24 protein-coding genes and 2 pseudogenes are annotated in these 24,891 nt (G+C 47.2%); 14 read left to right on the forward strand and 12 right to left on the reverse strand.

The window, feature by feature from the left end; translation table 11 throughout:
- Window positions 1–315: 315 nt before the first annotated feature.
- The 14 genes and pseudogenes from galF to wzzB all read left to right on the forward strand — a co-directional run bounded on the left by galF (window position 316) and on the right by wzzB (window position 14,404).
- Entirely contained in the window at window positions 316–1,209 is an 894-nt protein-coding gene (galF, locus tag HA48_RS12210) for a UTP--glucose-1-phosphate uridylyltransferase GalF (RefSeq protein ID WP_128601551.1), read from the forward strand.
- A 44-nt stretch (window positions 1,210–1,253) separates the two neighbouring features.
- On the forward strand, window positions 1,254–2,267 hold the full coding sequence (galE, locus tag HA48_RS12215) for a UDP-glucose 4-epimerase GalE (protein ID WP_128601552.1): 1,014 nt from the start codon (window positions 1,254–1,256) through the stop codon (window positions 2,265–2,267).
- Window positions 2,268–2,698: 431 nt separating this feature from the next.
- Window positions 2,699–3,775: a dTDP-glucose 4,6-dehydratase gene (gene rfbB, locus HA48_RS12220; protein ID WP_128601553.1), complete on the forward strand. Its 1,077-nt coding sequence runs from the start codon at window positions 2,699–2,701 to the stop codon at window positions 3,773–3,775.
- The gene (gene rfbA, locus HA48_RS12225; RefSeq protein WP_128601554.1) at window positions 3,772–4,644 is read left to right on the forward strand and encodes a glucose-1-phosphate thymidylyltransferase RfbA; all 873 of its coding nucleotides are present in this window, start codon (window positions 3,772–3,774) and stop codon (window positions 4,642–4,644) included. The genes rfbB and rfbA overlap by 4 nt, the downstream gene beginning before the upstream one ends.
- Before the next feature lie 19 nt (window positions 4,645–4,663).
- Window positions 4,664–5,437 (forward strand): glycosyltransferase family 2 protein, encoded by a 774-nt coding sequence (locus HA48_RS12230; protein ID WP_128601555.1) that lies wholly within the window; start codon window positions 4,664–4,666, stop codon window positions 5,435–5,437.
- A gap of 4 nt (window positions 5,438–5,441) precedes the next feature.
- Window positions 5,442–5,849: a sugar 3,4-ketoisomerase gene (locus HA48_RS12235; protein WP_128601556.1), complete on the forward strand. Its 408-nt coding sequence runs from the start codon at window positions 5,442–5,444 to the stop codon at window positions 5,847–5,849.
- On the forward strand, window positions 5,840–6,376 hold the full coding sequence (locus HA48_RS12240) for a GNAT family N-acetyltransferase (RefSeq protein ID WP_128601557.1): 537 nt from the start codon (window positions 5,840–5,842) through the stop codon (window positions 6,374–6,376). Before HA48_RS12235 ends, HA48_RS12240 begins: the two co-directional genes overlap by 10 nt.
- Window positions 6,373–7,475 (forward strand): annotated as a pseudogene (locus HA48_RS12245) (DegT/DnrJ/EryC1/StrS family aminotransferase). Before HA48_RS12240 ends, HA48_RS12245 begins: the two are co-directional and overlap by 4 nt.
- Window positions 7,472–8,734: an O-antigen translocase gene (locus tag HA48_RS12250; RefSeq protein WP_128601558.1), complete on the forward strand. Its 1,263-nt coding sequence runs from the start codon at window positions 7,472–7,474 to the stop codon at window positions 8,732–8,734. The pseudogene HA48_RS12245 and the gene HA48_RS12250 overlap by 4 nt, the downstream one beginning before the upstream one ends.
- A 13-nt stretch (window positions 8,735–8,747) precedes the next feature.
- Complete coding sequence (locus HA48_RS12255; protein WP_244182838.1) at window positions 8,748–9,674, forward strand: glycosyltransferase; 927 nt, start codon at window positions 8,748–8,750, stop codon at window positions 9,672–9,674.
- Between the two features lie 11 nt (window positions 9,675–9,685).
- Window positions 9,686–10,960 (forward strand): DUF6337 family protein, encoded by a 1,275-nt coding sequence (locus HA48_RS12260; RefSeq protein WP_128601560.1) that lies wholly within the window; start codon window positions 9,686–9,688, stop codon window positions 10,958–10,960.
- A complete protein-coding gene (locus tag HA48_RS12265) occupies window positions 10,950–11,807 on the forward strand; it encodes a glycosyltransferase family A protein (RefSeq protein ID WP_128601561.1) in 858 nt (285 codons plus the stop codon). Before HA48_RS12260 ends, HA48_RS12265 begins: the two co-directional genes overlap by 11 nt.
- A 129-nt stretch (window positions 11,808–11,936) precedes the next feature.
- On the forward strand, window positions 11,937–13,346 hold the full coding sequence (gndA, locus tag HA48_RS12270; protein ID WP_128601562.1) for an NADP-dependent phosphogluconate dehydrogenase: 1,410 nt from the start codon (window positions 11,937–11,939) through the stop codon (window positions 13,344–13,346).
- A gap of 95 nt (window positions 13,347–13,441) precedes the next feature.
- Entirely contained in the window at window positions 13,442–14,404 is a 963-nt protein-coding gene (gene wzzB / locus HA48_RS12275) for an LPS O-antigen chain length determinant protein WzzB (RefSeq protein ID WP_244182839.1), read from the forward strand.
- A 42-nt stretch (window positions 14,405–14,446) separates the two neighbouring features.
- Here the strand turns inward: wzzB and HA48_RS12280 are convergent, their stop codons facing one another.
- From HA48_RS12280 to hisD, 12 genes and pseudogenes are all read right to left on the reverse strand, one after another.
- Window positions 14,447–15,562, reverse strand: a complete 1,116-nt coding sequence (locus HA48_RS12280) for a succinylglutamate desuccinylase/aspartoacylase family protein (protein WP_128601563.1) — start codon at window positions 15,560–15,562, stop codon at window positions 14,447–14,449.
- A 108-nt stretch (window positions 15,563–15,670) separates the two neighbouring features.
- Window positions 15,671–16,468, reverse strand: a complete 798-nt coding sequence (locus tag HA48_RS12285) for an ABC transporter substrate-binding protein (RefSeq protein ID WP_128601564.1) — start codon at window positions 16,466–16,468, stop codon at window positions 15,671–15,673.
- Window positions 16,469–16,532: 64 nt separating this feature from the next.
- Window positions 16,533–17,009, reverse strand: coding sequence for a YbaK/prolyl-tRNA synthetase associated domain-containing protein (locus HA48_RS12290; RefSeq protein WP_128601565.1), 477 nt, complete (start codon window positions 17,007–17,009; stop codon window positions 16,533–16,535).
- Window positions 16,996–17,331: a helix-turn-helix domain-containing protein gene (locus HA48_RS12295; RefSeq protein WP_128601566.1), complete on the reverse strand. Its 336-nt coding sequence runs from the start codon at window positions 17,329–17,331 to the stop codon at window positions 16,996–16,998. The genes HA48_RS12290 and HA48_RS12295 overlap by 14 nt, the downstream gene beginning before the upstream one ends.
- On the reverse strand, window positions 17,328–18,644 hold the full coding sequence (locus HA48_RS12300) for a type II toxin-antitoxin system HipA family toxin (protein WP_128601567.1): 1,317 nt from the start codon (window positions 18,642–18,644) through the stop codon (window positions 17,328–17,330). The genes HA48_RS12295 and HA48_RS12300 overlap by 4 nt, the downstream gene beginning before the upstream one ends.
- A 118-nt stretch (window positions 18,645–18,762) precedes the next feature.
- A complete protein-coding gene (gene hisIE, locus HA48_RS12305; RefSeq protein ID WP_128601568.1) occupies window positions 18,763–19,374 on the reverse strand; it encodes a bifunctional phosphoribosyl-AMP cyclohydrolase/phosphoribosyl-ATP diphosphatase HisIE in 612 nt (203 codons plus the stop codon).
- The gene (gene hisF, locus HA48_RS12310; protein ID WP_128601569.1) at window positions 19,368–20,144 is read right to left on the reverse strand and encodes an imidazole glycerol phosphate synthase subunit HisF; all 777 of its coding nucleotides are present in this window, start codon (window positions 20,142–20,144) and stop codon (window positions 19,368–19,370) included. Before hisF ends, hisIE begins: the two co-directional genes overlap by 7 nt.
- Entirely contained in the window at window positions 20,126–20,863 is a 738-nt protein-coding gene (gene hisA, locus HA48_RS12315; protein ID WP_128601570.1) for a 1-(5-phosphoribosyl)-5-[(5-phosphoribosylamino)methylideneamino]imidazole-4-carboxamide isomerase, read from the reverse strand. Before hisA ends, hisF begins: the two co-directional genes overlap by 19 nt.
- Window positions 20,863–21,452: pseudogene (gene hisH, locus HA48_RS12320) on the reverse strand (imidazole glycerol phosphate synthase subunit HisH). The gene hisA and the pseudogene hisH overlap by 1 nt, the downstream one beginning before the upstream one ends.
- Complete coding sequence (gene hisB / locus HA48_RS12325) at window positions 21,452–22,519, reverse strand: bifunctional histidinol-phosphatase/imidazoleglycerol-phosphate dehydratase HisB (RefSeq protein WP_128601571.1); 1,068 nt, start codon at window positions 22,517–22,519, stop codon at window positions 21,452–21,454. The pseudogene hisH and the gene hisB overlap by 1 nt, the downstream one beginning before the upstream one ends.
- Window positions 22,516–23,586 (reverse strand): histidinol-phosphate transaminase, encoded by a 1,071-nt coding sequence (gene hisC / locus HA48_RS12330; RefSeq protein WP_128601572.1) that lies wholly within the window; start codon window positions 23,584–23,586, stop codon window positions 22,516–22,518. The genes hisB and hisC overlap by 4 nt, the downstream gene beginning before the upstream one ends.
- Entirely contained in the window at window positions 23,583–24,890 is a 1,308-nt protein-coding gene (gene hisD, locus HA48_RS12335) for a histidinol dehydrogenase (RefSeq protein WP_128601573.1), read from the reverse strand. The genes hisC and hisD overlap by 4 nt, the downstream gene beginning before the upstream one ends.
- Between the last annotated feature and the right edge of the window lies 1 nt (window position 24,891).

The raw sequence follows: 24,891 nt of genomic DNA on the forward strand, positions 1-24,891 counted from the left end.
TTCATGGCGACCGTGCAAAAGCCGGCACAAAATCCTGTATAGCCTGCCCGCCACAATGGCTCCGAATTCCTGTTTTACGGCTCAACATTGGCTGGCCTAAACCTCCGCTACGCTTACCGCTTCCTTCTGCTGTTTTTCAGCCAGTTAGCCCTGGCTAATTCCCGATTTATTGCCTGGCGGCAGATGGACTTTTTGACGATTTTTGATGTTATGACAGAGAGTTAGTGCCGGTTTTTCAGATAAAGATTATACTTGCCGAACCGGCCGATCCTGCATAATCGACCCCATGTATTCACTTCATGAAATGGAATAAATATGACCAAGCTTAAAGCAGTAATCCCGGTTGCGGGTCTCGGTATGCATATGCTCCCTGCGACTAAAGCCATTCCAAAGGAGATGCTGCCGATTGTCGATAAGCCGATGATCCAGTACATCGTGGATGAGTGCGTGGCAGCGGGTATCAAGGAGATTGTGCTGGTCACCCATGCTTCCAAAAATGCAGTGGAGAACCACTTCGACACCACCTACGAGCTGGAAGCGCTGCTTGAAGCGCGCGTAAAACGCCAGCTGCTGAGCGAAGTGCAGTCAATCTGCCCGCCAGGCGTGACCATCATGAACGTTCGCCAGGCTAACCCGCTCGGCCTGGGTCACTCCGTTCTGTGTGCACGTCCGATGATTGGCGATAACCCATTTGTAGTGGTACTGCCGGATGTGCTGCTGGATGACTCTACTGCGGACCATCTGCGTTACAACCTTGCCGCGATGGTAGCGCGTTTTGAAGAGACTGGTCGTTCACAGGTGCTGGCAAAACACATGCCGGGCGAAGACCTGACTGAATACGGTGTGATGACCACCGAACAGGCGCTCGATAACCCGGGCGACATCAGTGCCATCACCAACATTGTTGAAAAACCTGAAGCGGGCCAGCTGGATTCAGACCTGACTGCGGTAGGTCGTTATGTGCTGTCTGCGGATATCTGGCAAGAGCTGGAAAACACCGAGCCGGGCGCCTGGGGCCGTATCCAGCTGACCGATGCCATTGCTTCGCTCAGCAAAAAGAAACCGGTTGATGCACAATTGCTGACCGGTACCAGCTTCGACTGTGGTAAAAAAATGGGCTACATGCAGGCATTCGTCTCTTACGGTCTGCGTAACAACGCGCAGGGTCGTGATTTCCGCGAAGCTATTCAGAAAATCCTGGCGAAATAATCCATTCTCATGCCGCGCCGATTGCGCGGTTTAAAGGAGTACACATGGCTATTTTGGTAACGGGCGGAGCAGGGTACATTGGCTCCCATACGGTGCTGGCGTTGTTAGCGCGCGGCGACGACGTTGTAGTCCTGGATAACCTTTGCAATGCATCACGCGAATCCATCAATCGCGTGGAAAAACTGGCGGGTAAAAAAGCGGTGTTTGTTGAAGGTGACATCCGCGATCGCGCCTGCCTGCGTGACCTGTTCGCCAGCAACGATATCACTGCGGTGATCCACTTCGCCGCGCTGAAAGCCGTGGGTGAATCCACGCGCAAGCCGCTGGAGTACTACGAAAACAACGTGGCCGGCACCGTCGTGCTGCTGGAAGAGATGCGTGACGCGGGCGTCTGGAACTTTATCTTCAGCTCCTCCGCCACCGTATACGGTGCTGATGCGCCGGTTCCTTATGTGGAAACCACGCCCATTGGCGGCACGACCAGCCCGTACGGCACGTCCAAGCTGATGACGGAGTTCGTCATGCGCGACTTCGCCAAAGCTGAACCCAACTTCAAAGCCATTGCGCTGCGCTACTTCAACCCGGTTGGTGCACATGAGTCTGGCGAGATTGGCGAAGACCCTACCGGTATCCCAAATAACCTGCTGCCCTACATCGCGCAAGTTGCGATTGGCCGCCTGGAGAAGCTGGGCGTGTTTGGCGACGATTACGATACACCAGACGGCACTGCACAGCGCGACTACATCCATGTGGTTGACCTGGCGGAAGGGCACCTGAAGGCACTGGATCACCTGGCGAAGGTTGAAGGGTACAAAGCCTACAACCTCGGCGGCGGGGTAGGGTTCTCGGTACTGGAGATGATCAAGGCGTTTGAGAAGGCGTCCGGTAAGCCGATTCCGTTTGAGTTCAAGCCGCGCCGCGATGGCGATCTGCCAGCGTTCTGGGCAGATGCAAGCCTGGCGAACGAAGAGCTGGACTGGCGGGTGACGCGTGGAATTGACGCGATGATGCGCGACACGTGGAACTGGCAGAGCAAGAACCCGAAGGGGTTCAGATAACTAAATGGACCGGGTAGGTCTGAATAGTTATTCGAACTAATGAATGGGGCAACTAAGAGTTAGGACTAACTCTGCGGTTGTCCCATTTTGCGTTTAAGGTATTTAAACACCTTTAGTAGCAGAGTCCGAAGCAGAGTAACGCCCTATAATGAGTTGAAAGCTGTTTAATAAATAATCGCTTAAAACAATCTGAGCCAGTTTTTAATCAGCCACCAATCATTCTAACTCTTTAGCGCTTGTAACTCGTGATTCAACGTACGAGAATCATTATCACTTTTTTATGCTGCACCTTAACAAAGGGAATTTGTTAAATATCTTCTGTGCCTTTTGCCTGCTTTGTTAATCGCAAAAGCCTAAGAGTATTCTGGTAGCTGTAAGCCAGGGGCGGTAGCGTGGTCTTTTTTAGAATCTGCCATAAGAGACGAATAAGCGTGAAAATACTGGTTACGGGCGGTGCGGGTTTTATCGGTTCTGCAGTAGTGCGTCATATCATTACTGCTACGCAGGACTCTGTAGTCAATGTCGATAAACTGACCTATGCGGGTAATCTGGAGTCACTGGTTTCAGTCGCAGATTCAGAGCGTTACGCATTTGAGCAGGCTGACATCTGCGATGCGCAGGCCATAGCAGCAATATTTGCCAGACATCAGCCGGACGCAGTGATGCATCTGGCGGCAGAGAGTCATGTGGATCGCTCAATCACCGGGCCGGCAGCGTTTATTGAGACCAATATAGTCGGCACATACACATTACTGGAAGCTTCACGTCATTACTGGAACGCGCTAAGCGCAGATCGTAAAGCAGCTTTTCGATTTCATCACATTTCGACAGATGAAGTATATGGTGACCTGCCGCATCCGGACGAATGGAAACAGAGTGCTCCGCTGCCGCTATTCACTGAAACCACGCCTTATGCGCCAAGCAGCCCTTACTCTGCTTCTAAGGCATCCAGTGATCATCTGGTACGTGCGTGGCAACGCACTTATGGTCTGCCAGTACTGCTGACTAACTGCTCAAACAACTATGGTCCTTACCATTTTCCGGAAAAGCTTATCCCGCTAGTAATACTTAATGCGCTGGAAGGCAAAGCGCTGCCCGTATACGGGAAGGGCGATCAGATCCGTGACTGGCTCTATGTAGAAGATCATGCTCGCGCGCTGTATACAGTGGTTACCGCTGGTAAAGTTGGTGAGACCTACAATATCGGCGGGTATAACGAGATGAAAAATATCGATGTAGTACAGAAAATTTGTGAGTTGTTGGATCAGTTTGTACCTAAAGAGAATTCTTATAAGAATCAAATTACTTATGTTGCAGATAGACCCGGACATGATCGTCGTTATGCTATCAATGCCAGTAAAATTAGAAATGAACTGCAATGGAAACCAAAGGAAACATTTGAAAGCGGTATTACGGCAACGGTGAAGTGGTATTTAAAAAACATTGAGTGGTGCCAACGAGTACAAGATGGCAGCTATAAACGAGAAAGATTAGGGCTAAACAAATGAAGGGAATAATTCTCGCAGGTGGTTCCGGTTCGCGGCTCTACCCAATAACTCTAGGTATTTCCAAACAATTACTTCCTATTTACGATAAGCCGATGATTTACTATCCGTTATCAGTTCTGATGTTGGCGGGAATAAGAGATATTCTAATAATTACTACGCCAGAAGATAAGCAAAGCTTTATACGCTTACTAGGGGATGGGGAACAATTTGGCGTCAAGTTGACATATGAAGTACAACCCAGCCCGGATGGACTTGCCCAGGCATTTATAATTGGTGAGAAATTTATTGGCAAGGATTCGGTTTGCTTAGTGCTTGGCGATAATATATTTTTTGGGCAAGGGTTTAGCCCAAAATTAAAAAGCGTAGCAGAAAATAACTCTGGAGCAACTGTATTTGGATATCAGGTAATTGATCCAGAACGCTTTGGAGTGGTTGAATTCAATGAACAGAGTAAAGTGATTTCAATAGAAGAAAAACCAGTTAAACCAAAATCTCACTGGGCAATAACTGGCCTGTATTTTTACGATAACGATGTGGTTGAAATAGCTAAATCTATAAAACCTTCTCCGCGTGGAGAATTAGAAATCACTTCTATTAATGAAGAGTATTTGAAAAGAGGAAAGCTACAGGTTGAGCAACTTGGCAGAGGGTTTGCCTGGTTAGATACAGGTACTCACGATAGCCTAATTGAAGCTGGTACTTTTGTTGAAACGGTGCAAAAAAGACAAGGGATGATGGTTGCTTGTTTGGAAGAGATTGCATGGAATAATAAGTGGCTATCTAGTAAAGATTTAATGGTAATAGCACATAATTTGAAAAAAACAAGCTATGGTGAATATTTGATGAAAATTGTTAATGCTACCTTTTAATTAATAAATGGATAAAATTATGGATGATGCAAATAAAAATAATCACAGAAAAAAAGTTTCAATCATAACCGCCACATATAATTCAGAAAATTTTATTGAGCAAACATATAATAGTCTTCTTCAGCAGACATTGACTCAATGGGAGTGGATTATAACTGATGATTGTTCGACTGATTCAACGAAAAATATCATCGAACAAATTAAGCTTAAGGATAATAGAGTTAAAGTTTTTTACAATAGTGTTAATTCTGGGGCGGCAATAAGCAGGAATAAAAGCCTACAATATGCTAATGGGGAGTTCTTAGCATTTATTGACAGTGATGATCTTTGGCATGAAAGTAAGCTTGAGCGACAGATCAATTTCATGGGTAATAATATTGATTTTTCATTTACTGCTTTCGAAATTATGAATGAAAATTTAGAGCCAAAGAATCATTACATTGATAAAAAAGAATTAAGGCCTCTTAATTATAATGATATGTTGAAAAAAAAGGCTACATTAGGTTGTTCTACAGTAATGATTAGGAGAAGCACTTTTCCAAATTTACAAATGCCCTTACTACGTACCGGTCAGGATTATGCTACATGGCTTTTAATATTGAAAACAGGAACTAAAGCATATTTACTCCCGGAAGTACTAACTAAATATAGAATTGTAAGTAATTCAATATCAAGAAATAAGTTCAAAAAAGCATTAAGGCAATGGCAAATATACAGACGCGTTGAAAAAATTAATATATTTTCTTCCTGTTATTATTTTATGCACTACGCGTTTAAGGCTACATTTAGGTAAAAATATGGAAACTAGAATTCTCAACTTCAATGAGTTTGGTGATGATCGTGGTTGTTTAATTTCATTAGAGTCAATGAAGAACATTCCGTTCGAAATTGAAAGAGTTTACTATATCTATAAAACAAAATCTGAAGTGACTCGGGGCTATCATGCGCACCGTGATCTTAAACAAGTTGCAATTGCTCTTAGCGGATCATGCACATTTGTTCTTGATGATGGATTGAGTCGCAATGAGGTTATACTTGATGATCCGACCAAAGGACTATTGATATGCTCTATGATTTGGCGAGAAATGAAGCTTTTTTCTGATGATTGCATTCTTCTAGTTCTTGCAAATCACAATTATAATGAAGAAGATTATATCAGAGATTACTCCAGCTTTTTGAAAGAAGTGAGAAATATATGCAACTAAAAAGTAAGTCCATATTTTTAAAATTAGCAGATGTAGGGGATGCAGAATTTATATTGAATCTTCGCAAAAGTGAAAAATATAATAAATATCTTTCAAAGACAGAAGGTTGTCTAACTGAACAAATTAACTGGTTGAAAAATTATAAAATAAGAGAATCTTTGAATGAAGAATATTATTTTATAATATTTAGAGGTGCTGATAACGAAAAAATCGGCACAGTAAGGCTTTATGATTTTAAAGAAAGTCCTTTATCTTTTTGTTGGGGAAGTTGGATCTTGAATGAAAAGAAAACGATCTCTTCAGCGATTGAAAGTGCCCTTTTGATTTATCAATTTGCTTTTGATTGTAAGGGGTTCGAGCAATCGCATTTCGACGTAAGAAATGATAATCACAAGGTAATTGATTTCCATAAAAAACTTGGTGCGCAAGAAGTATCAAAAAATGAGTTAAATACATATTTTACTTTTAGTAAAAATACTTATCAAAGAATATATGCAAGCTACAGTAAATTTTTGGAGGTAAAATGATCGAGTTCTTAGATTTGAAAAGATTAAATAAAAGATATGAGAGTGAACTTAGTGAAGCTTGTAATAGAGTTATTAGTTCAGGTTGGTATATACAAGGAAGTGAGCTTGAAAAATTTGAAAGAGAATTTGCTTCTTTTTGTGGAGTCAAATACGCCATTGGTGTTGCAAATGGCCTGGACGCATTATCATTAGTTCTAAGAGCATGGAAAGAACAAGGTAAACTTAAGGATAATGATAAAGTTCTTGTGCCAGCAAACACTTATATCGCTTCGGTAATTGCGATTACACAAAATAATTTAATTCCTGTGTTCGTTGAGCCGGATGAAGATAGTTATAACATATCAATTGAAAACATAATTAAATCGTTTGATAGAGATGTTAAGGCTATCTTGGCAGTTCATTTGTATGGGAAAATTGCCCTATGGATGAAATAATGGAGTTTGCTCATGACAATGATCTACTTGTCCTTGAAGATTCTGCACAGGCTCATGGCGCCAGTATCAATGGCATTAAAGCCGGAGCTTGGGGGCACGCTTCAGGTTTTAGCTTTTACCCTGGAAAAAACTTGGGTGCTTTAGGCGATGCAGGTGCTATTACTACCAATGATGAGCAGCTATATACAATTTTAAAAGTTTTGAGGAATTATGGCTCAGCTGTAAAATACGAAAATTCCTACGCTGGTTATAATAGTCGGCTTGATGAAATTCAAGCAGCGATGCTTTGTGTTAAACTGCCATTTTTGAATGAAGAAATAAATATTAGAAGAGAGATAGCAAAAGAATTTATTTTAAAAATTGAAAATCCTCTGATAAAACTACCGAAGTATAATGATGAAAATGAGCATGTTTGGCATTTATTTGTAATAAGGACAGATAAAAGAACTGAATTAAAAGATTTTTTATTAAAAAACGGGGTTCAAACCCTTGTTCACTACCCAATTCCTCCACATAAGCAAAAAGCATATCTTAAATATAATCATCTTAGCATGCCTATAACTGAAAAAATTCATCAGGAAGTATTATCACTACCAATGGATCCTAATCTAACAAAAAACGACATTGATAAGATTATAAAGTTAGTTAATGAGTTTCACCTATGAAGAAAATGCTGCGCGTCACTATTTCAACCGCTGTGCTAACCTTTTATCGCATTTTAAGTAGTTTTATTATTGCAAAAGCTGTTGCTGTTTACACAGGGCCTGCTGGAATTGCGATGCTTGGTCAGATTCAAAGTTTCTTTATTTCTTTAAATGGTATTGCAATATCTCCAGTCGGTAATGGTATTGTTAGGTACACATCTGAAAATCTAGGATCTGACATTAATAAGTGCTCAAACTGGTGGCGCGCGGCAATTTCTTGTTCATTGGTTTTTTTTATGTTCTTGTTACCACTTACCTTGTTTTTCAAAAATGAAATTTCAGGATTTCTTTTTCAAGAGGAAAGTTATGATTGGCTTATTTTACTATGTTGCTCTTTATTGCCTTTGTCGATAATTAACACGGCGTTCATTTCCGTAATCAATGGGCAACAGCAATATAGAAAATATATAGCAATTGGATTTATATCAATTACTTTTTCAACGTTGTTTGTTTTATATTTGGTTTATAAATTCCAGTTAACGGGAGCCTTGATTGCTGCCGTGATAAATACATCAATTTCTGGTCTTGTCGTTTTAATAATTTCATGTAAAGAGAGATGGTTTAGGATAAAGTATTGGCTAGGAGTTACAGAGTGGTCATATTTTAAAGATATAATTAAGTATATCTTAATGGCCATAACATCTGCTATTGCTCCACCGTTAGCCTTAATATTTGTTCGGAAGATTTTAGTGGCTCATACTGGCTGGGGTATTGCCGGGCAATGGCAAGCAGTATGGAAAGTTTCAGAAGTTTATTTGTCAATAGTAACATTAGCATTAAGTACCTATTATTTACCACAATTATCCAAACTTAAAACGGCAGAGGAAATAAGGAAAGAAATTAATAATGCCACTAAAGTGATTTTACCAACTGTAATAATACTTGCCTTATGTGTTTATTTTATGCGAGATGTTATTTTAAGGCTTTTATTTACTGATGATTTTACTCAAGCAAGAGATCTTTTTGCCGTGCAATTAGTAGGTGATGTTATAAAAATAACTGCATGGCTATATGCATTTCCTATGTTAGCAAAAGGAGCTATGAAGTGGTTCGTTTCTTCTGAAATACTTTTTTCTCTCTCATTTGTGTTGTTAAGTTTTTGGTTGGTATACTATTTCAATGTTCAGGGCGCAAATTGGGCATACCTTATTAATTACTGTGCATACTTTTTATTTGTTTTTTTAAACTTAGATAGAATCATTGGTCTGAAAAATGAATGATATAATATCAGTTATGGTGGTCACTTTTAACTCTGAGAACACTATTCTAGATACACTTGATAGCATTTTAAAGCAATCCATAGGACCAGGAAGGATTGATTTAGTCATATCAGATGACTGCTCACAAGATTTCACATTTGAAGTCACTAACAGCTGGCTTCGGATGAATGGCAAAAAATTTTATTCTTACAAGCTTTTGACAAAGGATAAAAATTGTGGTGTTAGTGCTAATTGTAATTCGGGTTGGAAAGCTTGTTCTGGAGAATGGATAAAAAGTATAGGTGGTGACGATTTGTTGGAGAAAGACTGCCTTCAAAAGTTCTTAAACTATGTGAAAAACGATCAAGAATGCAGTATAGTTTTCTCAAAAATGCAATGGTTTGGACGGATTAATAAAATAACACCTGAACCATTTAATATGCCTTTCTTTGATTTATCTGCACAAAAACAATATCAATACCTTATGTTCAGGAGTTTTAATATAGCGCCTACTTCATTTATTAAACGTCATATTCTTGAATCTGTAGGTTATGCTGATGAGGATTTTAGGCTCATTGAAGATTTGCCATTATGGCTAAAGTTCACTTCATTAGGATACAAATTATATTTTCTACCAGAAGTAACTGTAAAATATAGGGTTCAAAATTCTACATCTAAACATTCCACAAGATATATTAATACTGCTTTTTTACAAGAATTAATAATTATTGATTCTGCATTTAAATTGTCAAAATTACCATCTATCAAGCTTAAACTTTTCAAAATTGATACATTAATCTTATTGTATGGAAAAAAAATTATAACTAAAATTACGCGGAATCGAGTAAGCTGGTTATCAAAAATTCTTGACATTATTCATTTTATACTAAGACCTTTTTATTTTTTTTGGAAGTTACGCAGAATTTATGTAAATAAAAAATCTTTGTTTATTAAAAAATAGGAAGGTAAGCGATGATGTTTTTATTATTTATTTCGACATGCCTGCTCGCTTTCTATATAGATCTAAAGTTATGGAGAACATTTACTCCCACAATAATCACTTATTCAGGAGTTTTCTTAATCATATTATCGCACTGGTTCCTTGGTCCAGTACTGGGGTTTATAAATATTGATGAATCTGTTTATCTTTATTTAGTTTCATTCATTGTTATAAGTATTATTTCTAGCGTAGTAAGTTATATTCTTTATCCACGTTTGCAATTCAAAGAAAATAGTAATAATGGTAAAGATACATTTTATAATGACAAAGAGAATAGAGTTGTAGTTTTATTTGGTTTTCTTATCGCTTGCGTATGCATTTTTTATGTTGCCAAGTCATGGTTAACATTAGGATCTTTAGTAAGTGAGGAGTTTGAAGGCCTGCTGACTTATGGCATAGCAGGTCATTCATTTGCATTATTGGTTGCCACATTACCTTTCCTCTTTAAAGCGTTCAGGAAAAATAAAAATATTTTAGTTTTGCTCTTGGTATTGCTGGTATATTTTTTATTATTTATGAAGCAAGTTAAATATTGGGTCATGATACCTTTGGTTTGGATGATATGGTATTCGATACGTACAGGTTTTTTTAAAGTTAACATTTTCAAGACGATTTTTTTGTGCATTTTTGTGGCTTTAACTTTGTTTGTTTTGTTTTTTTTGGTTTATTTCATGAAGGTTGTACTGAGTTCTCAAGGTAGTGATGTTGATTATTCAAGATTGGTTTATGATATAACCATTCATTTTTTCGGTTATCTTTTTTCTGGAGTGTTAACATTTTCTTCTTATATTGAACAGGGAATGTTTTCATCTCTAAAGATAAATGATGTTTGGGGATTGTTTTCAGGTCCCTTAAATGTAATCAATGTGCTCACGTCTAATGACTTATTGTCTTTAAATATAACAAGGCCTTTTGTTACCTTAAATCCAGGAACGTCTACCGTAGGAAATGTTCCTACCTTATGGGGAACGATGTTAATTGCTGGCGGTTATATAGGGTTTGTCATTTATTTCTTTATTATGCTATTTATGTACTTTCTGCAATGGTGCTCCGACTATTCTAAGCTTGCATTAATAAATTATACGTTTTTATCTTCCTTCCTCTTTTTTAGCTGGTTCGATTACTATTATTACCTGTTGATGCCATTTGAAGTGGCCGTTTTTATATGTATGCTATATATTATTTTCGAGGTGAAATTTTTTAATGCCATAGTATTTAGGGCTCCGGAGGGTAAAAGTGTTATTTAGAAAAAAGGTAGTTATGATTTTATCATCGATATTCCTCTCATCCAAATACCTTTGCTTGGCATTTTTGTCTAATAAAAATATTATGCAATCTAATAGCGGGTTTGTTATATCACTAACAAGCTATGGCCGCCGAGTTAAATATGTTTGTTTAACTATCGAAAGCTTGCTTCATCAAAAAGATATAAAGCCTGAAAAAATTGTACTGTGGCTATATAAGCGCGATAAGCCATATGGAATCGCTCATTTCCTTCTTAAAAGACAAGTAAATAGAGGTTTGAAAATTGTATATTTAGATGATGATTATAAATCTTACAAAAAACTCTCTTATTTTCAAGATATTGAAGGTTCGCATGAATATGTTGTTACAGTTGATGATGATATCATTTATCCCATTAAATGGTTGAAGGGATTTTTTGATTGCACAAAAAAAAATCCGAATGCTATTTATTGTTATAGAGGTCGCATTATAAATTTTGATAGTAAAGATAATGTGACTTCATACAATTCATGGCGTTTAGCGAATAAAAAAAATCTAACTAATAATTTTTTATTGCCAACTGGTGTGTCGGGTGTATGTTACCCAGTTCGAGCTCTGGATGAAAGAGTAAAAGATTTCAAATCTATTAGTTCGATATGCCCTTATGGAGATGATATTTGGTATAAAATGATTACCCTTACTAATAATTTTTATTCTGAGTTAGTTGATGCTGAGAGCATACATTTTACTCCTATAATCACAGGTTTTGGAAAAGGCCTTGAAAAAATCAATGTACAGTCGGATTTTAACACAAAGCAATTTGTTGAATCGATGGTGCATTTTAACGTAAACAAGCAAGATTTTATGTAATAATTCTTAATTGCTCGAACTGCTAAAATAGCTTGCGCAATTGTGGTGTATTATCTCTTAGGCTAGGTTATTATCACATGACCTCTTCATTTAGTTATCCAGAGTGAATATCTTCAAAAGGAGTATGTAATGTCTAAACAGCAGATTGGTGTTGTAGGTATGGCGGTCATGGGCCGTAATTTGGCTCTGAATATTGAGAGTCGCGGTTATACTGTTTCTATTTTCAACCGCTCACGTGAAAAGACTGATGAAGTTATTGCTGAGAACACGGGCAAGAAACTCGCCCCTTTTTACACCGTTGAAGAGTTCGTTGAGTCACTGGAAAAGCCACGCCGTATTCTGCTAATGGTCCAGGCAGGTGAAGCGACAGACAAAACCATCGCATCCCTTACGCCCCACCTTGATAAAGGTGACATCCTCATCGATGGCGGAAACACATTCTACAAAGATACGATCCGCCGTAATAAAGAGCTCTCAGATCAAGGCTTCAACTTTATCGGCACCGGTGTATCAGGTGGTGAAGAGGGTGCACTGAAAGGTCCATCTATCATGCCTGGCGGCCAGAAAGAGGCGTATGAGCTGGTTGCGCCAATTCTGGATAAAATTGCTGCACGTGCAGAAGATGGCGAAGCCTGTGTTGCCTACATTGGTCCAAACGGTGCTGGACACTATGTGAAGATGGTGCACAACGGTATTGAGTACGGCGACATGCAGCTGATTGCGGAAGCGTATGCACTGCTTAAAGGCGCACTGGGTCTGAACAATGAAGAGCTGGCGGAAACCTTTACCGAGTGGAACAACGGCGAGCTGAGCAGCTACCTGATTGACATCACCAAAGATATCTTCACTAAGAAAGATGAAGAGGGTAACTATCTGGTAGATGTGATCCTGGACGAAGCCGCCAACAAAGGTACCGGTAAGTGGACCAGCCAGAGCTCTTTGGATCTGGGTGAACCGCTGTCTCTGATTACTGAGTCTGTGTTTGCACGTTATCTCTCTTCCCTGAAGTCACAGCGTGTTGCAGCATCTAAAGTATTGAGCGGCCCTCAAGCGCAGGCCTTCAGCGGTAATAAGGCTGAGTTCATTGAGAAAGTGCGTCGTGCACTGTATCTGGGCAAAATCGTCTCATACGCGCAAGGCTTCTCTCAGCTGCGCGCAGCATCAGAAGAGAATAACTGGGATCTGCACTACGGTGAGATCGCGAAGATCTTCCGCGCAGGCTGCATCATTCGTGCGCAGTTCCTGCAGAAGATCACGGATGCGTACGCAACAGACGCAAACATTGCTAACCTGCTGCTGGATCCCTACTTCAAGAACATTGCCGATGAATATCAGCAGGCACTGCGTGATGTGGTGTCTTACGCCATTCAGAACGGTATCCCAACACCTACTTTCTCTGCGGCTATCGCTTACTATGACAGCTACCGCTCAGAAGTCCTGCCTGCTAACCTGATTCAGGCGCAGCGTGACTACTTCGGTGCGCATACTTATAAGCGTATTGATAAAGATGGTGTATTCCACACTGAGTGGCTTGATTAACTTTTTAATTGGCCTCTGGTTAGCAGAGGCCTAAATAGATTTCATCGTTTAAATTTTACCATTACAAATTGTTAAAGCGTTTGGAGTGTATTGCTTTGGCTAAAATTATTTCATCCCACAATCAACCAAGTCCATCGCTAATAATTTCAATGTTATGGCGCGGTAAAAATGTTATCATTTCCACTGTTTTTTTATTTTTAGTTATTGGAGGGGGGTATCTTATTTTTGCTAATGAACGATGGGTCTCTAAAGCTACTATTACATATCCATCATCTGGGCAAATAGCTAACTATAATGCTATATTAAGCATTGTATATGCTGATGATTTTTCAGATAAACCTTCAATAAATGATTTGCAACATCAAGTGTTCAATAGATTTTCTTCTTCTCTTAATGCGTTATCATCTTCGCTAGCAGCTTTGGAAGAACCTTTGACATTGCGGGTCGATGCAATTAATAAAGGGAGTGATGATTTTCTAAGTGTATCTTTCATAAGTTCATCTGCTAAAAAGTCGCAAGAAGAATTATTGAAATATTTAAATAAGGTTAATAATGAAGTCATTAAAGAAATTGGCGATGATATCACCTATAATGTGGGCGTTAAAACCAATTCCTTAAAAAATACAGTGGCTTTAAACGAACAAATCGCTATCGACAAAAAGAACTTGCGTTTAGATGTTATAAATCAAGCACTCAAAATCGCTAATGCTACTGGTCAAAATAAGTCGCCTTTAAATCAAGCTGAATATTTATCTGATGATACGCTTTATCTTTTGGGGAGTGATGCTTTACGATCAATGATCGCGAATGAGACGACTAAACCATTAGCTTATGATGATAGCTATTACAATGCTAAAAGAGCTCTATTAGGAGTTACTCATTTGAAAATAAATATGGATAACGTTAAAACATTTAGGTTCATAAGTAATCCTGATCTTCCTTTGAAAAGAATTAGCCCCCAGAAATCACTCGTTGTGATTTTGTCCATTATTCTAGGATTTATAGTTGGGTGCGTGATTGTCTTGTTAAAAGGCTTTTCAATAAAAAAACAATATTAAAATAATGAAAGCTGCCACTAATTTACGTGGCAGCCAAAAAGTTTACACCACCAACAACTCCCCGCGTCTCCCCGCATTTTCCCCCGCCAGCCTCACCACCAGCATTCCCGCCGTCACAAACTTCGTCAGGTTCCTGGCATAGAGCACCCCACCAAACTCGGCGACCAGCGGCGTGACGTAGTCGTTAATCGGGTCAACGATCTCCGCGACTACTTCGCCCGCCTTGATCCACTCACCCAACTTACGACGGTTCAGCAGCAGTCCGGAGTGCGGTGCATGGATGTATTCGCAGCCTGCAAGCTGCGTTGGCGGATGAATCAGGGCAGGGGAGTGGCCAATATCTCCGGCAATATACCCGCCTTCAATCAGCGCATTGATAATCGCATCCGCATCCTTCTCCGCCTGTTCAGGCGAAACATCGGACACACCGCGCAGCTCCAGCGTTACCGGCAGCAGGCCGCGCGGCATCGGAAACTCTTTGCCGTAACGTTCTGCCAGCGTCAGCCACGGCTCGCAGCAGGCTTCATCGAAAGGTTCACCACCGGAGATCTGCGCCAGCAGCTGTACGTGGCTGCCCAGCCAACGGGCCAGCGGTTCGATATCCGGCCAGGCGTGCGGCGTGGTGTAGAGGTGCGGCAGCGCATCCCAGTCGCAGTGCAGGTCAATCATCAGGTCCGCCTGGCTTGCCATACGCATCAGCGTGAAGCGCTGCGCTTCCAGCTCGGTTTTGGCAATGCTGTCGCGATAGTAGCGATCGATGGCATCACGTATCAGGCGCTTGTTTTCATATTCACTCTGCGTCAGTGACCCGCTCAGCTCTGCGGCCAGCGTTTCACCCAGCGCCGGGAAGCGGCGGTTAAAATCCTGTCCAGAGAGAGTATGAAAACGCCCGAGGTGCGTACCGTGCCAGTGCTGGCCAAGCGCTAACGGATTCGCGACCGGTACCAGGATGATCTTGGATCTCAGCTGTCCGGCTGACTCCAGCGCCAGCAGCTTCTGCTTCAGATACCAGGCTACGGCCATGCCCGGCAGCTCATCGCCGTGCAGTGCCGCCTGGATATAGACGCGCTGCTGCGCATCGGTGCCGAAGTGAAAACTGACAATTTCGCGTTGGGTGCCCAGCGTTGCGCTAAGCAGAGGATGATGTTGTTGTTGCATAACGCTGTCGATGTCCTGTAGCTACGGCACGCTCATCGTCGCGCCTGGAAATGATGAAGGAATTATAGTTGTCGTTGAATAAGGGCGACAATTTTGCCGCCCCCTGGCTTACTGCTGAATAGAGATATCGGTGGCGAAGTACTTTTTCTGTAACGTGTCGAAGGTGCCGTTCTTCTTAATCTCCGCGAAGGCGTTATCCAGCGCGGTTTTCAGCTCGGCATCGCCTTTACGCAGGCCGATGGCGGTACCCGGACCGATAATCGGGTCCTGCACAATCGGGCCGGCCAGCTCAAAATCTTTCCCCTGCGGATGCTTCAGGAAACCGTTCGCAGCCTGCGCAGCATCGGTAAACACCACATCCAGACGGCCGGAGATCAGGTCGCTCTCAACCTGCGCCTGGTCGCCATACGGCACTACCTGCACACCGTGCGGCTGCCACTTCGCCAGCGCATAACGCTCCTGCACGGTACCCTGTTCCACGCCAACGGTTTTGCCCTTCAGCGATTCAGCGGTCGGCAGCAGGCCAGAGCCTTTACGCGCAATCAGCTGAGTATGGGTGTCATACAGTGGCACGGTGAATTCGATCTGCTTCAGGCGCTCTTCGGTAATGCCCATATCCGACAGGATGGCGTCAAACTTACGCGCTTTCAGCGCCGGGATCATGCCGTCGAACTGGCTCTCCACCCAGACGCATTTGGCCTGCATCTGCGCGCACAGCGCGTTGCCCAGGTCGATATCAAAACCCACCAGCTTGCCCTGTGGCGTTTTGGATTCGAAAGGAGGATAGGTGGGATCAACGGCAAAACGCACCTGGTCAATTTTTGCCTGAACGCCAAAAGCGCAGCCTGCCAGCACGGCGAATGCCAGCGTCTGGCGCAGGCGGGCAGTGAAACGGGAACTTGCCATAATATCGGTCTTCTTTTCGTGATGTGGAGTGACCGAGATTACCGCTCAGGGCTGCCCAAGGCAATTAGAGGATTATTTTCATGACGTTACCATTATGCAGCCGCTGGTAATCGTGAATATTCAGCACCACGGATCGCTCCAGCAGGCCGGCATTAAACGCAATTTCGTCATAGCGTTCAAACAGCAGCGGATCGATCACCAGCCGTAAATCTTCATGAAAGCTAAACGGGGGGATCGCGCCAAATACGCAGCCGGTCAGCGCGTCCACTTCCGCCGGCGAGGCCAGCGAGGCACGACGTCCACCCACGGCAGCCGCCACTTTACTCAGGTCCGCCTGTCGATCGGCCGGCAGCACTGCCAGTACATGTTGTTTTATACCGTTGCCTTTCACATGGCACACCAGCGCTTTCGCACCCTGGCCCACCTCGGTACCGCGCAGTGCCGCCACCGCTTCACACTTCCCGGTCGCTTCATGCTCCAGCAGGCGATAACGCGCGCCGTGCTCGTCGAGCAGGGCGATAAGTTTTTCATGGGTGGTCATGGGATGCGTCCTGTTGAGCCAGCTGCGCAAGCAGCATTTGTCGCATGTGAGACTGTTGTGGCAACAAACCAATTTCCAGCCCCAGCGGCCTGAAAGCGCGATTCAGCATACTCAGAGTCACGCTCTCTTTATCCTGTTCGATATCTGATAGGGTACGTCGGCTGATGCCAGCCAGCGCTGCATAGCGATCCTGTGAAAACCCCAGCACCTGCTTGCGGAGTTGCATGAGTAACTGGCCGTGGCCGGCTTTTTCTTCAATCGACTGACGTAACAACGCCAGTAATAACGCTTCACGTTCAAACGGCGTCATGCTTTTCATCATAATTTCCACCCCATGATGCGCTCATCCAGAAAATTGAAGCCGATGCCAGGCATTTCGAGGATTGACGTGGGAACACCGCGTTGCGCCAGGCGCGCCTTAAGGCCGATTAGCTTTTGCGTTAGCGTACGCAGTTCATCCAGTAATTTTTTTTCAGAGACCAGATGGCTCAGGTGTTGTGCAATCAGATGCCAGTTGTAATGACCGCCTTCCTCATACGGTGAGCCCCATTGTGTGGTGCGAACCACACCTTCAGGATCGGCTTTCATGGGCGCAAAGTCGTACACGGGGGCAAGCCACATGCCGCTGGTTTTTTTCAGAATAGCGCTGTTACGCCCATGGTTATCAGAGTTGCCAAAGGCAATGTTCAGCATGTCGCGTTTAACCCATTCAATGATCAATGCTTCGCGTTCAGCCTCGGGCAAATTCAACTTCTCTGTCAGGCAGTGAATGATGTCGTAATGGTTGAGATAGCTTCCCGGTGCTTTTTGCATCAGCGAGTAGACGGATTCCAGTCCATACAGCACTTTTCTGTTTTCAACGAACGCAATATCAAATCGTGGTAACCATAGCGAGGGGTAACGAGTGCCTTCGCACAACAGCATTTGCCGGGTATCAATAGTGTCAATGCCCAACGCCTGAAGTTCATGATAGAAGTGATACTCGGCGCGCAGGATATCGCAATCAATCGGACTGCGAGCACCACGCGGATATTTAACCAGATAAGGCGTATCCTGATTCATTGGATCGTCCTGCCAGGTATCTATCCACACTTCCTGCTGTGCATTCCGGCGTAACAATAGTTTTGGCGCTTTCCCACCTGCACCGGTTGCACCACCGCTGGCCGCGCCCATCTGCTGTGCGTATTCAAGAAAATCACTGTCGCGCTCAATGGCCCATTCTGCCGAAAAACGTCGGGTTGGCAGCGTGCTATTCGCAGGAAGCTGTGGCAAGGACTCTTTAATACGCAGATTCCCCACGGGGGCGATGGTACCTGCTTTCAATAGCGCGTAATCCTGCTCACCTGCGGATTTACCCTGCAGGCCCAGTTGGCTGATCCAATAACGACGGCTGGCACCGGCCGGAATGATGTCATCCAGAAACCCAAACCAGGGCTGCGCAAAATGGCTACCAATCAGCATGACAGGATAGTTCAGGCTACAACTGGCAATATCATTGCGGTCGAGGTGTTCTACTGCATAGGTAAAGTCATAAGCCAGCAGTGCTTCACTGTCACGGCCACGCTGGGGAACTTTAACGTCGAGCAGGGCGGCATCATGCCAGGTTCCATCAAGGTAGAGTTGTAAGGTCAGCACGGCCAGGCCTCATTGAGCAGTATATTGCTCAATATTAGCTGGATTTGCTTATTTTGAGAAGGATGCTGCTCAAAATCGTTCTTAATCACTCATTTTGAGCAGCATATTGCACAAGCAGTTACTTATGACGTGCACGCAGGTTGTTAATAATCGTACTCAAATCAAGATCCTGATCCTGCAGCAGTACCATCAGGTGATACAGCAGATCCGATGCCTCATTGGTCAGCTCATGGCGATCGTTCACCGTCGCGGCCAACGCGGTTTCGACACCCTCTTCGCCCACCTTCTGTGCAATGCGCTTCGTGCCGCTGGCGTACAGCTTCGCGGTATAGGAGCTCTCCGGATCGGCACTCTTACGCGATGCCAGCAGCTGCTCCAGCTGGTAGAGGAAGGTCCAGTCCGGCGCCGTCGGTGAGAAGCAGCTTGACGTGCCAAGGTGGCAGGTTGGGCCAATCGGATTGGCCAGCACCAGCAGCGTATCGTTATCACAGTCCGGCGTAATGCTGGCGACCTGCAGGAAGTGGCCGGAGGTTTCACCTTTGGTCCACAGGCGGTTTTTGGTGCGCGAGAAGAAGGTGACGTTACCTTCAGCGAGGGTTTTTTGCAGCGCCTCCTCGTTCATATAGCCGTGCATCAGCACTTCGCCGGAGACGTTATGCTGGACAATCACAGGCATCATGCCCGCGGTTTTAGCCCAATCCAGTTTGGCCAGTTGTTCTGCAGTTAACACGCGCGAATCTCCACACCGTTGTCGATCAGGAAGTTTTTCAACTCGCCGATATTGATAATTTGTTTGTGAAACACCGATGCCGCCAGCGCGCCATCAACGTTGGCCTGTTCGAAAGCCTCCAGGAAGTGCGGCATGGTGCCGGCACCGCCGGAAGCGATAAGGGGCACGTTACATACGTCACGCACTTTTTTCAGCTGCACCAGATCATAGCCGTTACGCACGCCATCCTGGTTCATCATATTCAGTACGATTTCGCCGGCACCCAGCTTCTGCACTTCCTGCACCCAGTCGAGGGTTTCCCACTGCGTAACACGGGTGCGCGCTTCGTCGCCGGTGTACTGATTAACGTGATATTTGCCGCTGGCTTCATCGAACCAGGTATCAATGCCCACCACAATACACTGCACGCCAAAGCGATCGGCCAGACGGGTGATCAGCGTCGGGTCAGCCAGCGCAGGGGAGTTGATGGAGATCTTGTCAGCGCCAAACTGCAGAATGCGCGCCGCATCCTCTTCGCTTTTGATGCCGCCCGCTACGCAGAAGGGGATGTCGATCACCTCCGCCACGCGTGAAACCCAGCTTTTGTCCACTACGCGACCATCCGAAGAGGCGGTGATATCGTAGAACACCAGCTCATCTGCGCCCTCCTGCGCATAGCGCTGCGCCAGTGGGACGATGTCGCCGATGATCTCGTGATTGCGGAACTGCACGCCTTTGACGACCTGGCCGTCACGCACATCAAGACAGGGAATTATCCGTTTTGCCAGCATGCAATTGCCTCCGCAACCGTGAATTTATCTTCCAGCAGGGCACGACCAACAATCACGCCCTGCGCACCGCTGCCGCGTAGCGCGGCGATATCATCCAGCGAGCCGATACCGCCAGAACTCTGAAACGCGATATCCGGGAAGGCCGCTGACACTTCCTGATACAGCGCCACGTTGGAGCCGCTCAGCGTGCCGTCACGTGAAATATCGGTGCACAGCACGTGTTTCAGGCCGACCGGCTGATACCAGCCAATCACCTCTTCCAGCGTTACGCCGGCCGCTTCCTGCCAGCCGCTGATCGCCACCTCTTTGCGGTTCGCGGCATCAATGCGCACATCCAGCGCCAGCACGATGGCATCGGCCCCAAACTCGCTGAACCAGCTTTTCACCTCTTCCGGCTGCTTAACTGCAGTGGAGCCCACCACCACGCGCGTGGCACCGGCTGCCAGCAACGCGGCGACGTCATCACGGTTGCGGATACCGCCGCCAACCTGTACCGGCACGCTAACGCCGCGCAGCAGGGTAGTGAGCAGAGGGATCTGGCGCTGAGCCGGATCTTTCGCTCCGGTTAAATCCACCAGGTGCAGCACTTCGGCGCCCTGGCGTTCATAGTCCTGCAGGCGCGGCAGCGGATCGCTACCGTAGTCGCGCTGCTGGCCGTAGTCGCCCTGATGCAGGCGCACCACTTTGCCGTCGATCAAATCTAATGCGGGGATAATCATCACATCTCCAGGAAGTTTTTCAGCAGCTGCGCACCGGCTTTGCCTGAGCGCTCCGGGTGGAACTGCACGCCGAAGAAGTTATCTCTCTGCAGGGCCGCGGTGAAGGGCAGGCCGTAATCGCACTGCGCGATGGTGGCGGCATTCACCGGCATGGCGTAGCTGTGCACAAAGTAGAAGTAGCTGCCGTCCGGAATATCGCGGAACAGATGGTGGCCCGCTTTGGCGGTGATCTGGTTCCAGCCCATGTGTGGCAGCGGTAGCCCTTGCGTATCCATCAGCGTGACCGGCACATCCACGATGCCCAGCGTGCTGACGCCGCCGTTCTCATCGCTGCCGCGTCCCAGCAACTGCATGCCCAGGCAGATGCCCAGCACCGGCTGGGTGCAGGCTTTAACCAGCTCAATCAGCTCGCGCTCCTGCAACTGGTTCATTGCCGCCTGCGCCGTGCCCACGCCTGGCAGCAGGAGCTTATCGGCGCGCAGCACCACATCCGGGTCGCGGCTTACTTCTGGCGTATAGCAAGGCGCTCAATCGCCCAACGGACCGAAGAGAGGTTGGCGCAGCCGGTATCAAGGATCACCACGTTCATCACAGCACTCCTTTCGAGCTCGGCAGGGTGTTGCCCTCAACGCGAATCGCCTGGCGCAGCGTGCGGCCAAAGGCTTTAAACAGGCTCTCCACGCGGTGGTGATCGTTACGGCCTTTGGTTTTCAGGTGCAGCGTACTCATCATGGCGTAGGAGAGGGAGCGGAAGAAGTGCTCGACCATCTCAGTGCTGAGGTCGCCCACGCGCTGATAGCTGAACTCCGCTTTGTACTCCAGGTGCGGGCGGCCGGAGATATCCAGCGCGCAGCGCGCCAGGCACTCATCCATCGGCAGCACAAAACCAAAACGGCCGATGCCGCGCTTGTCGCCCAGCGCCTTGAGCAACGCCTCGCCCAGCGCAAGACCGGTATCTTCCACGGTGTGGTGATCGTCAATATAGAGATCGCCTTTCACGTCGATGTTCATGCGGAAGCCGCCGTGCACCGCAATCTGATCCAGCATGTGGTCAAAGAAGCCAACGCCGGTGTTGATTTTGCTGCTGCCTTCGCGATCCAGCCACACTTCCACTTTGATCTGCGTCTCTTTGGTGTTGCGGTTCACCAGCGCATAGCGATCGCGTTTGGTCAACTGCGCCTGAATCGCGTCCCACTCCAGCCCTTCGGCACCATAGCGCAGACCCTGGATGCCCATGTTCTCCGCCAGCTGGATATCAGTGAGGCGATCGCCAATCACGTAGCTGTTAGCGGTATCCAGCGCGCCCTCTGCCAGCCAGGCTTCGACCATTTTGGTTTTCGGCTTGCGGCAGTCGCAGTGGTCTTCCGGCTTATGCGGGCAGATCAGGATGTCGCTGAAGTTTACGCCCTGCGAAGTCAGAATCTGCATCATCAGGTTATGCGGGCCGTCAAAATCGGCCTGTGGGAAGCTGTCAGTGCCCAGGCCATCCTGATTGGTGATCATCACCAGCTGGTAACCCGCAGCCTGCAACGCCAGCAGCGCCGGGATAGCGTTTTTCTCAAACGCCAGCTTCTCCATGCGATCCACCTGAAAATCGCTTGGCGGTTCAGAGATGATCGTGCCGTCGCGGTCGATAAAAAGGGTCTTCTGACTCATGCTTGCTCCAGAGATAAGGCTTGCAGCGCGGCGATCAGGCGCTCGCACTCTTTACGGGTGCCGATGGAGATGCGCAGGCATCCCGCAAGGCCGGGGTTTTTATTTTGGTCGCGCAGAATAATGCCTTGATCCCACAGCGTTTTAAACACTTTTGGCGAATCGCTGAAGCGCGCAAGGATATAGTTGGTCTCGCTCGGGAACACCTGCTGCACCACGCCTAGCGGCGGTAGCTGCTCACATAGCCAGGCGCGGTTGGCGTTGAGTTCCGCCACGTGCTGGCGCATCAGCGCTATGCCTTGCTCGCTCAGCGCCTGGCCTGCCACATCGGCCACCGGCGTGGCCAGCGGATAGGGCGCAATCACTTTCATCAGCAGATCGATCACCGGCTTGTTGGCGAGCGTAAAGCCACAGCGCAGACCGGCCAGCGCAAAGGCTTTCGACAGCGTGCGCAGGATCACCAGGTGCGGGAACGCCTGCAGCCAGCCGGCCAGCGTCGCGTCGGGGCAGAACTCGATATAGGCTTCGTCGGCGACCACCAGCGCTTTGCCGGCCGTCATCGCCAGCAGCTGGCGGATGTCATCCTGATTGATCAGGTTGCCGGTCGGATTGTTCGGGCTGCACAGGTAAACCACTTTTACGCCGTCGAGCTGCTCTGCGATAGCCGGCAGGTTGAGCTGCCAGTTCTCCAGCGCCGGTACGGTGCGATACTCAATGCCGATGGTCTCGGCACTGACGCTGTACATGCCGTACGTTGGCGGGCAGAACAGAATCGCGTCTTTACCCGGCTCACAGAAGGCGCGCATCAGCAGCTCAATGCCCTCATCGGCCCCTCGACTCACCAGCACCTGCTCCGGCGTCACGCCAGCGTAAGCCGCATAGCGTTCAATCACCTGCTTTGGCTGGCACTCCGGGTAGCGGTTCAGCGTCTGCTGCGAGAGCTCAAACGGTACCGGCAGCGGGAACTCGTTGGCGTTTAGCCACACATCACCGTTGCCGCCCAGCCGGCGCGCAGATTGATAGGGCGTCAGCGCACGCACGTTGGCGCGGGCTAAATCTTCAATGCTCATGCTTGCTCCTTCAGGGCGGCCACGCGCAGGGTGACGGCATTTTTGTGCGCATCCAGCTGTTCGGCAGCGGCCAGAGTCTCAATCGTGGCGGCGAGGTTGAGGAAGCCCTGCGGCGTCAGCTCCTGCACCGTCATGCGTTTCTGGAAATCGGCCAGGCCCAGGCTGGAGCAGGTGGCGGTGTAACCGTAGGTCGGCAGCACGTGATTGGTGCCGGAGGCGTAATCGCCCGCCGATTCCGGCGACCAGTCGCCCAGGAACACCGAACCGGCGCTGGTGATGTCATCCACCAGGGCGCGCGGCTGGCGCGTCTGGATGATCAGGTGCTCCGGGCCGTACTGATTAGAGATCGCCACGCACTGCGCCAGATCGCGCGCCACAATCAGGCGGCTGCTCGCCAGCGCCTGGCGTGCGGTCTCAGCTCGCGACAGCTGCGCCAGCTGCGTCTCCACCGCCTGCGCAACCGCCTGCGCCAGCTGCAGCGAAGGGGTTAACAGAATCACCTGCGAATCCGGGCCGTGCTCGGCCTGCGACAGCAGGTCGGAAGCCACGAACGCTGGCGTGGCGCCTTCATCCGCAATCACCAGTACTTCCGAGGGGCCGGCAGGCATATCAATCGCTGCGCCATCCAGGCGCTGGCTAACCTGGCGCTTGGCTTCGGTGACATAAGCATTGCCGGGGCCAAAGATCTTATCCACTTTCGGCACGGTTTCGGTGCCAAAGGCGAGGGCGGCAATCGCCTGCGCGCCGCCCACCTGAAACACCTCTTTTACGCCGCACAGCTGCGCAGCATAGAGAATCTCATCGGCCACCGGCGGCGGTGAGCACAGCACGATGCGGCCGCAGCCGGCGATGCGCGCCGGGGTCGCCAGCATCAGTACGGTCGAGAACAGCGGGGCAGAGCCGCCGGGGATATATAACCCCACCGATTGCACCGGGCGGGTGATCTGCTGGCAGCGCACGCCGGGCTGCGTCTCAACATCCACCGCACTCAAGATCTGCGCGTTGTGGAAGGTTTCGATATTGGCCACGGCGACGGCCATCGCCTGCTTTAGCTCCTCACTCAGGCGCTCGCCTGCCGCCTGCATGGCTTCAGCGGACACGCGCAGCGTCTCTGGCTGCGCTTTATCGAAGCGCGCACTGAATTCACGCAGCGCGGCATCGCCCTGATCTTTCACCTTAATCAGTACGTCCTGCACGGTTTCGCTGATGCGGGCAGACTCGGCGATCGCCGGGCGCTGTAACAGCGCTTGCTGCTGTGCGGCATCACACTGCTGCCAGTCGATAGGTTGCATGATTGCGCTCATC

It is taken from the genome of Pantoea wallisii (assembly GCF_002095485.1).
GTDB classification, from domain to species: Bacteria; Pseudomonadota; Gammaproteobacteria; order Enterobacterales; family Enterobacteriaceae; genus Pantoea; species Pantoea wallisii.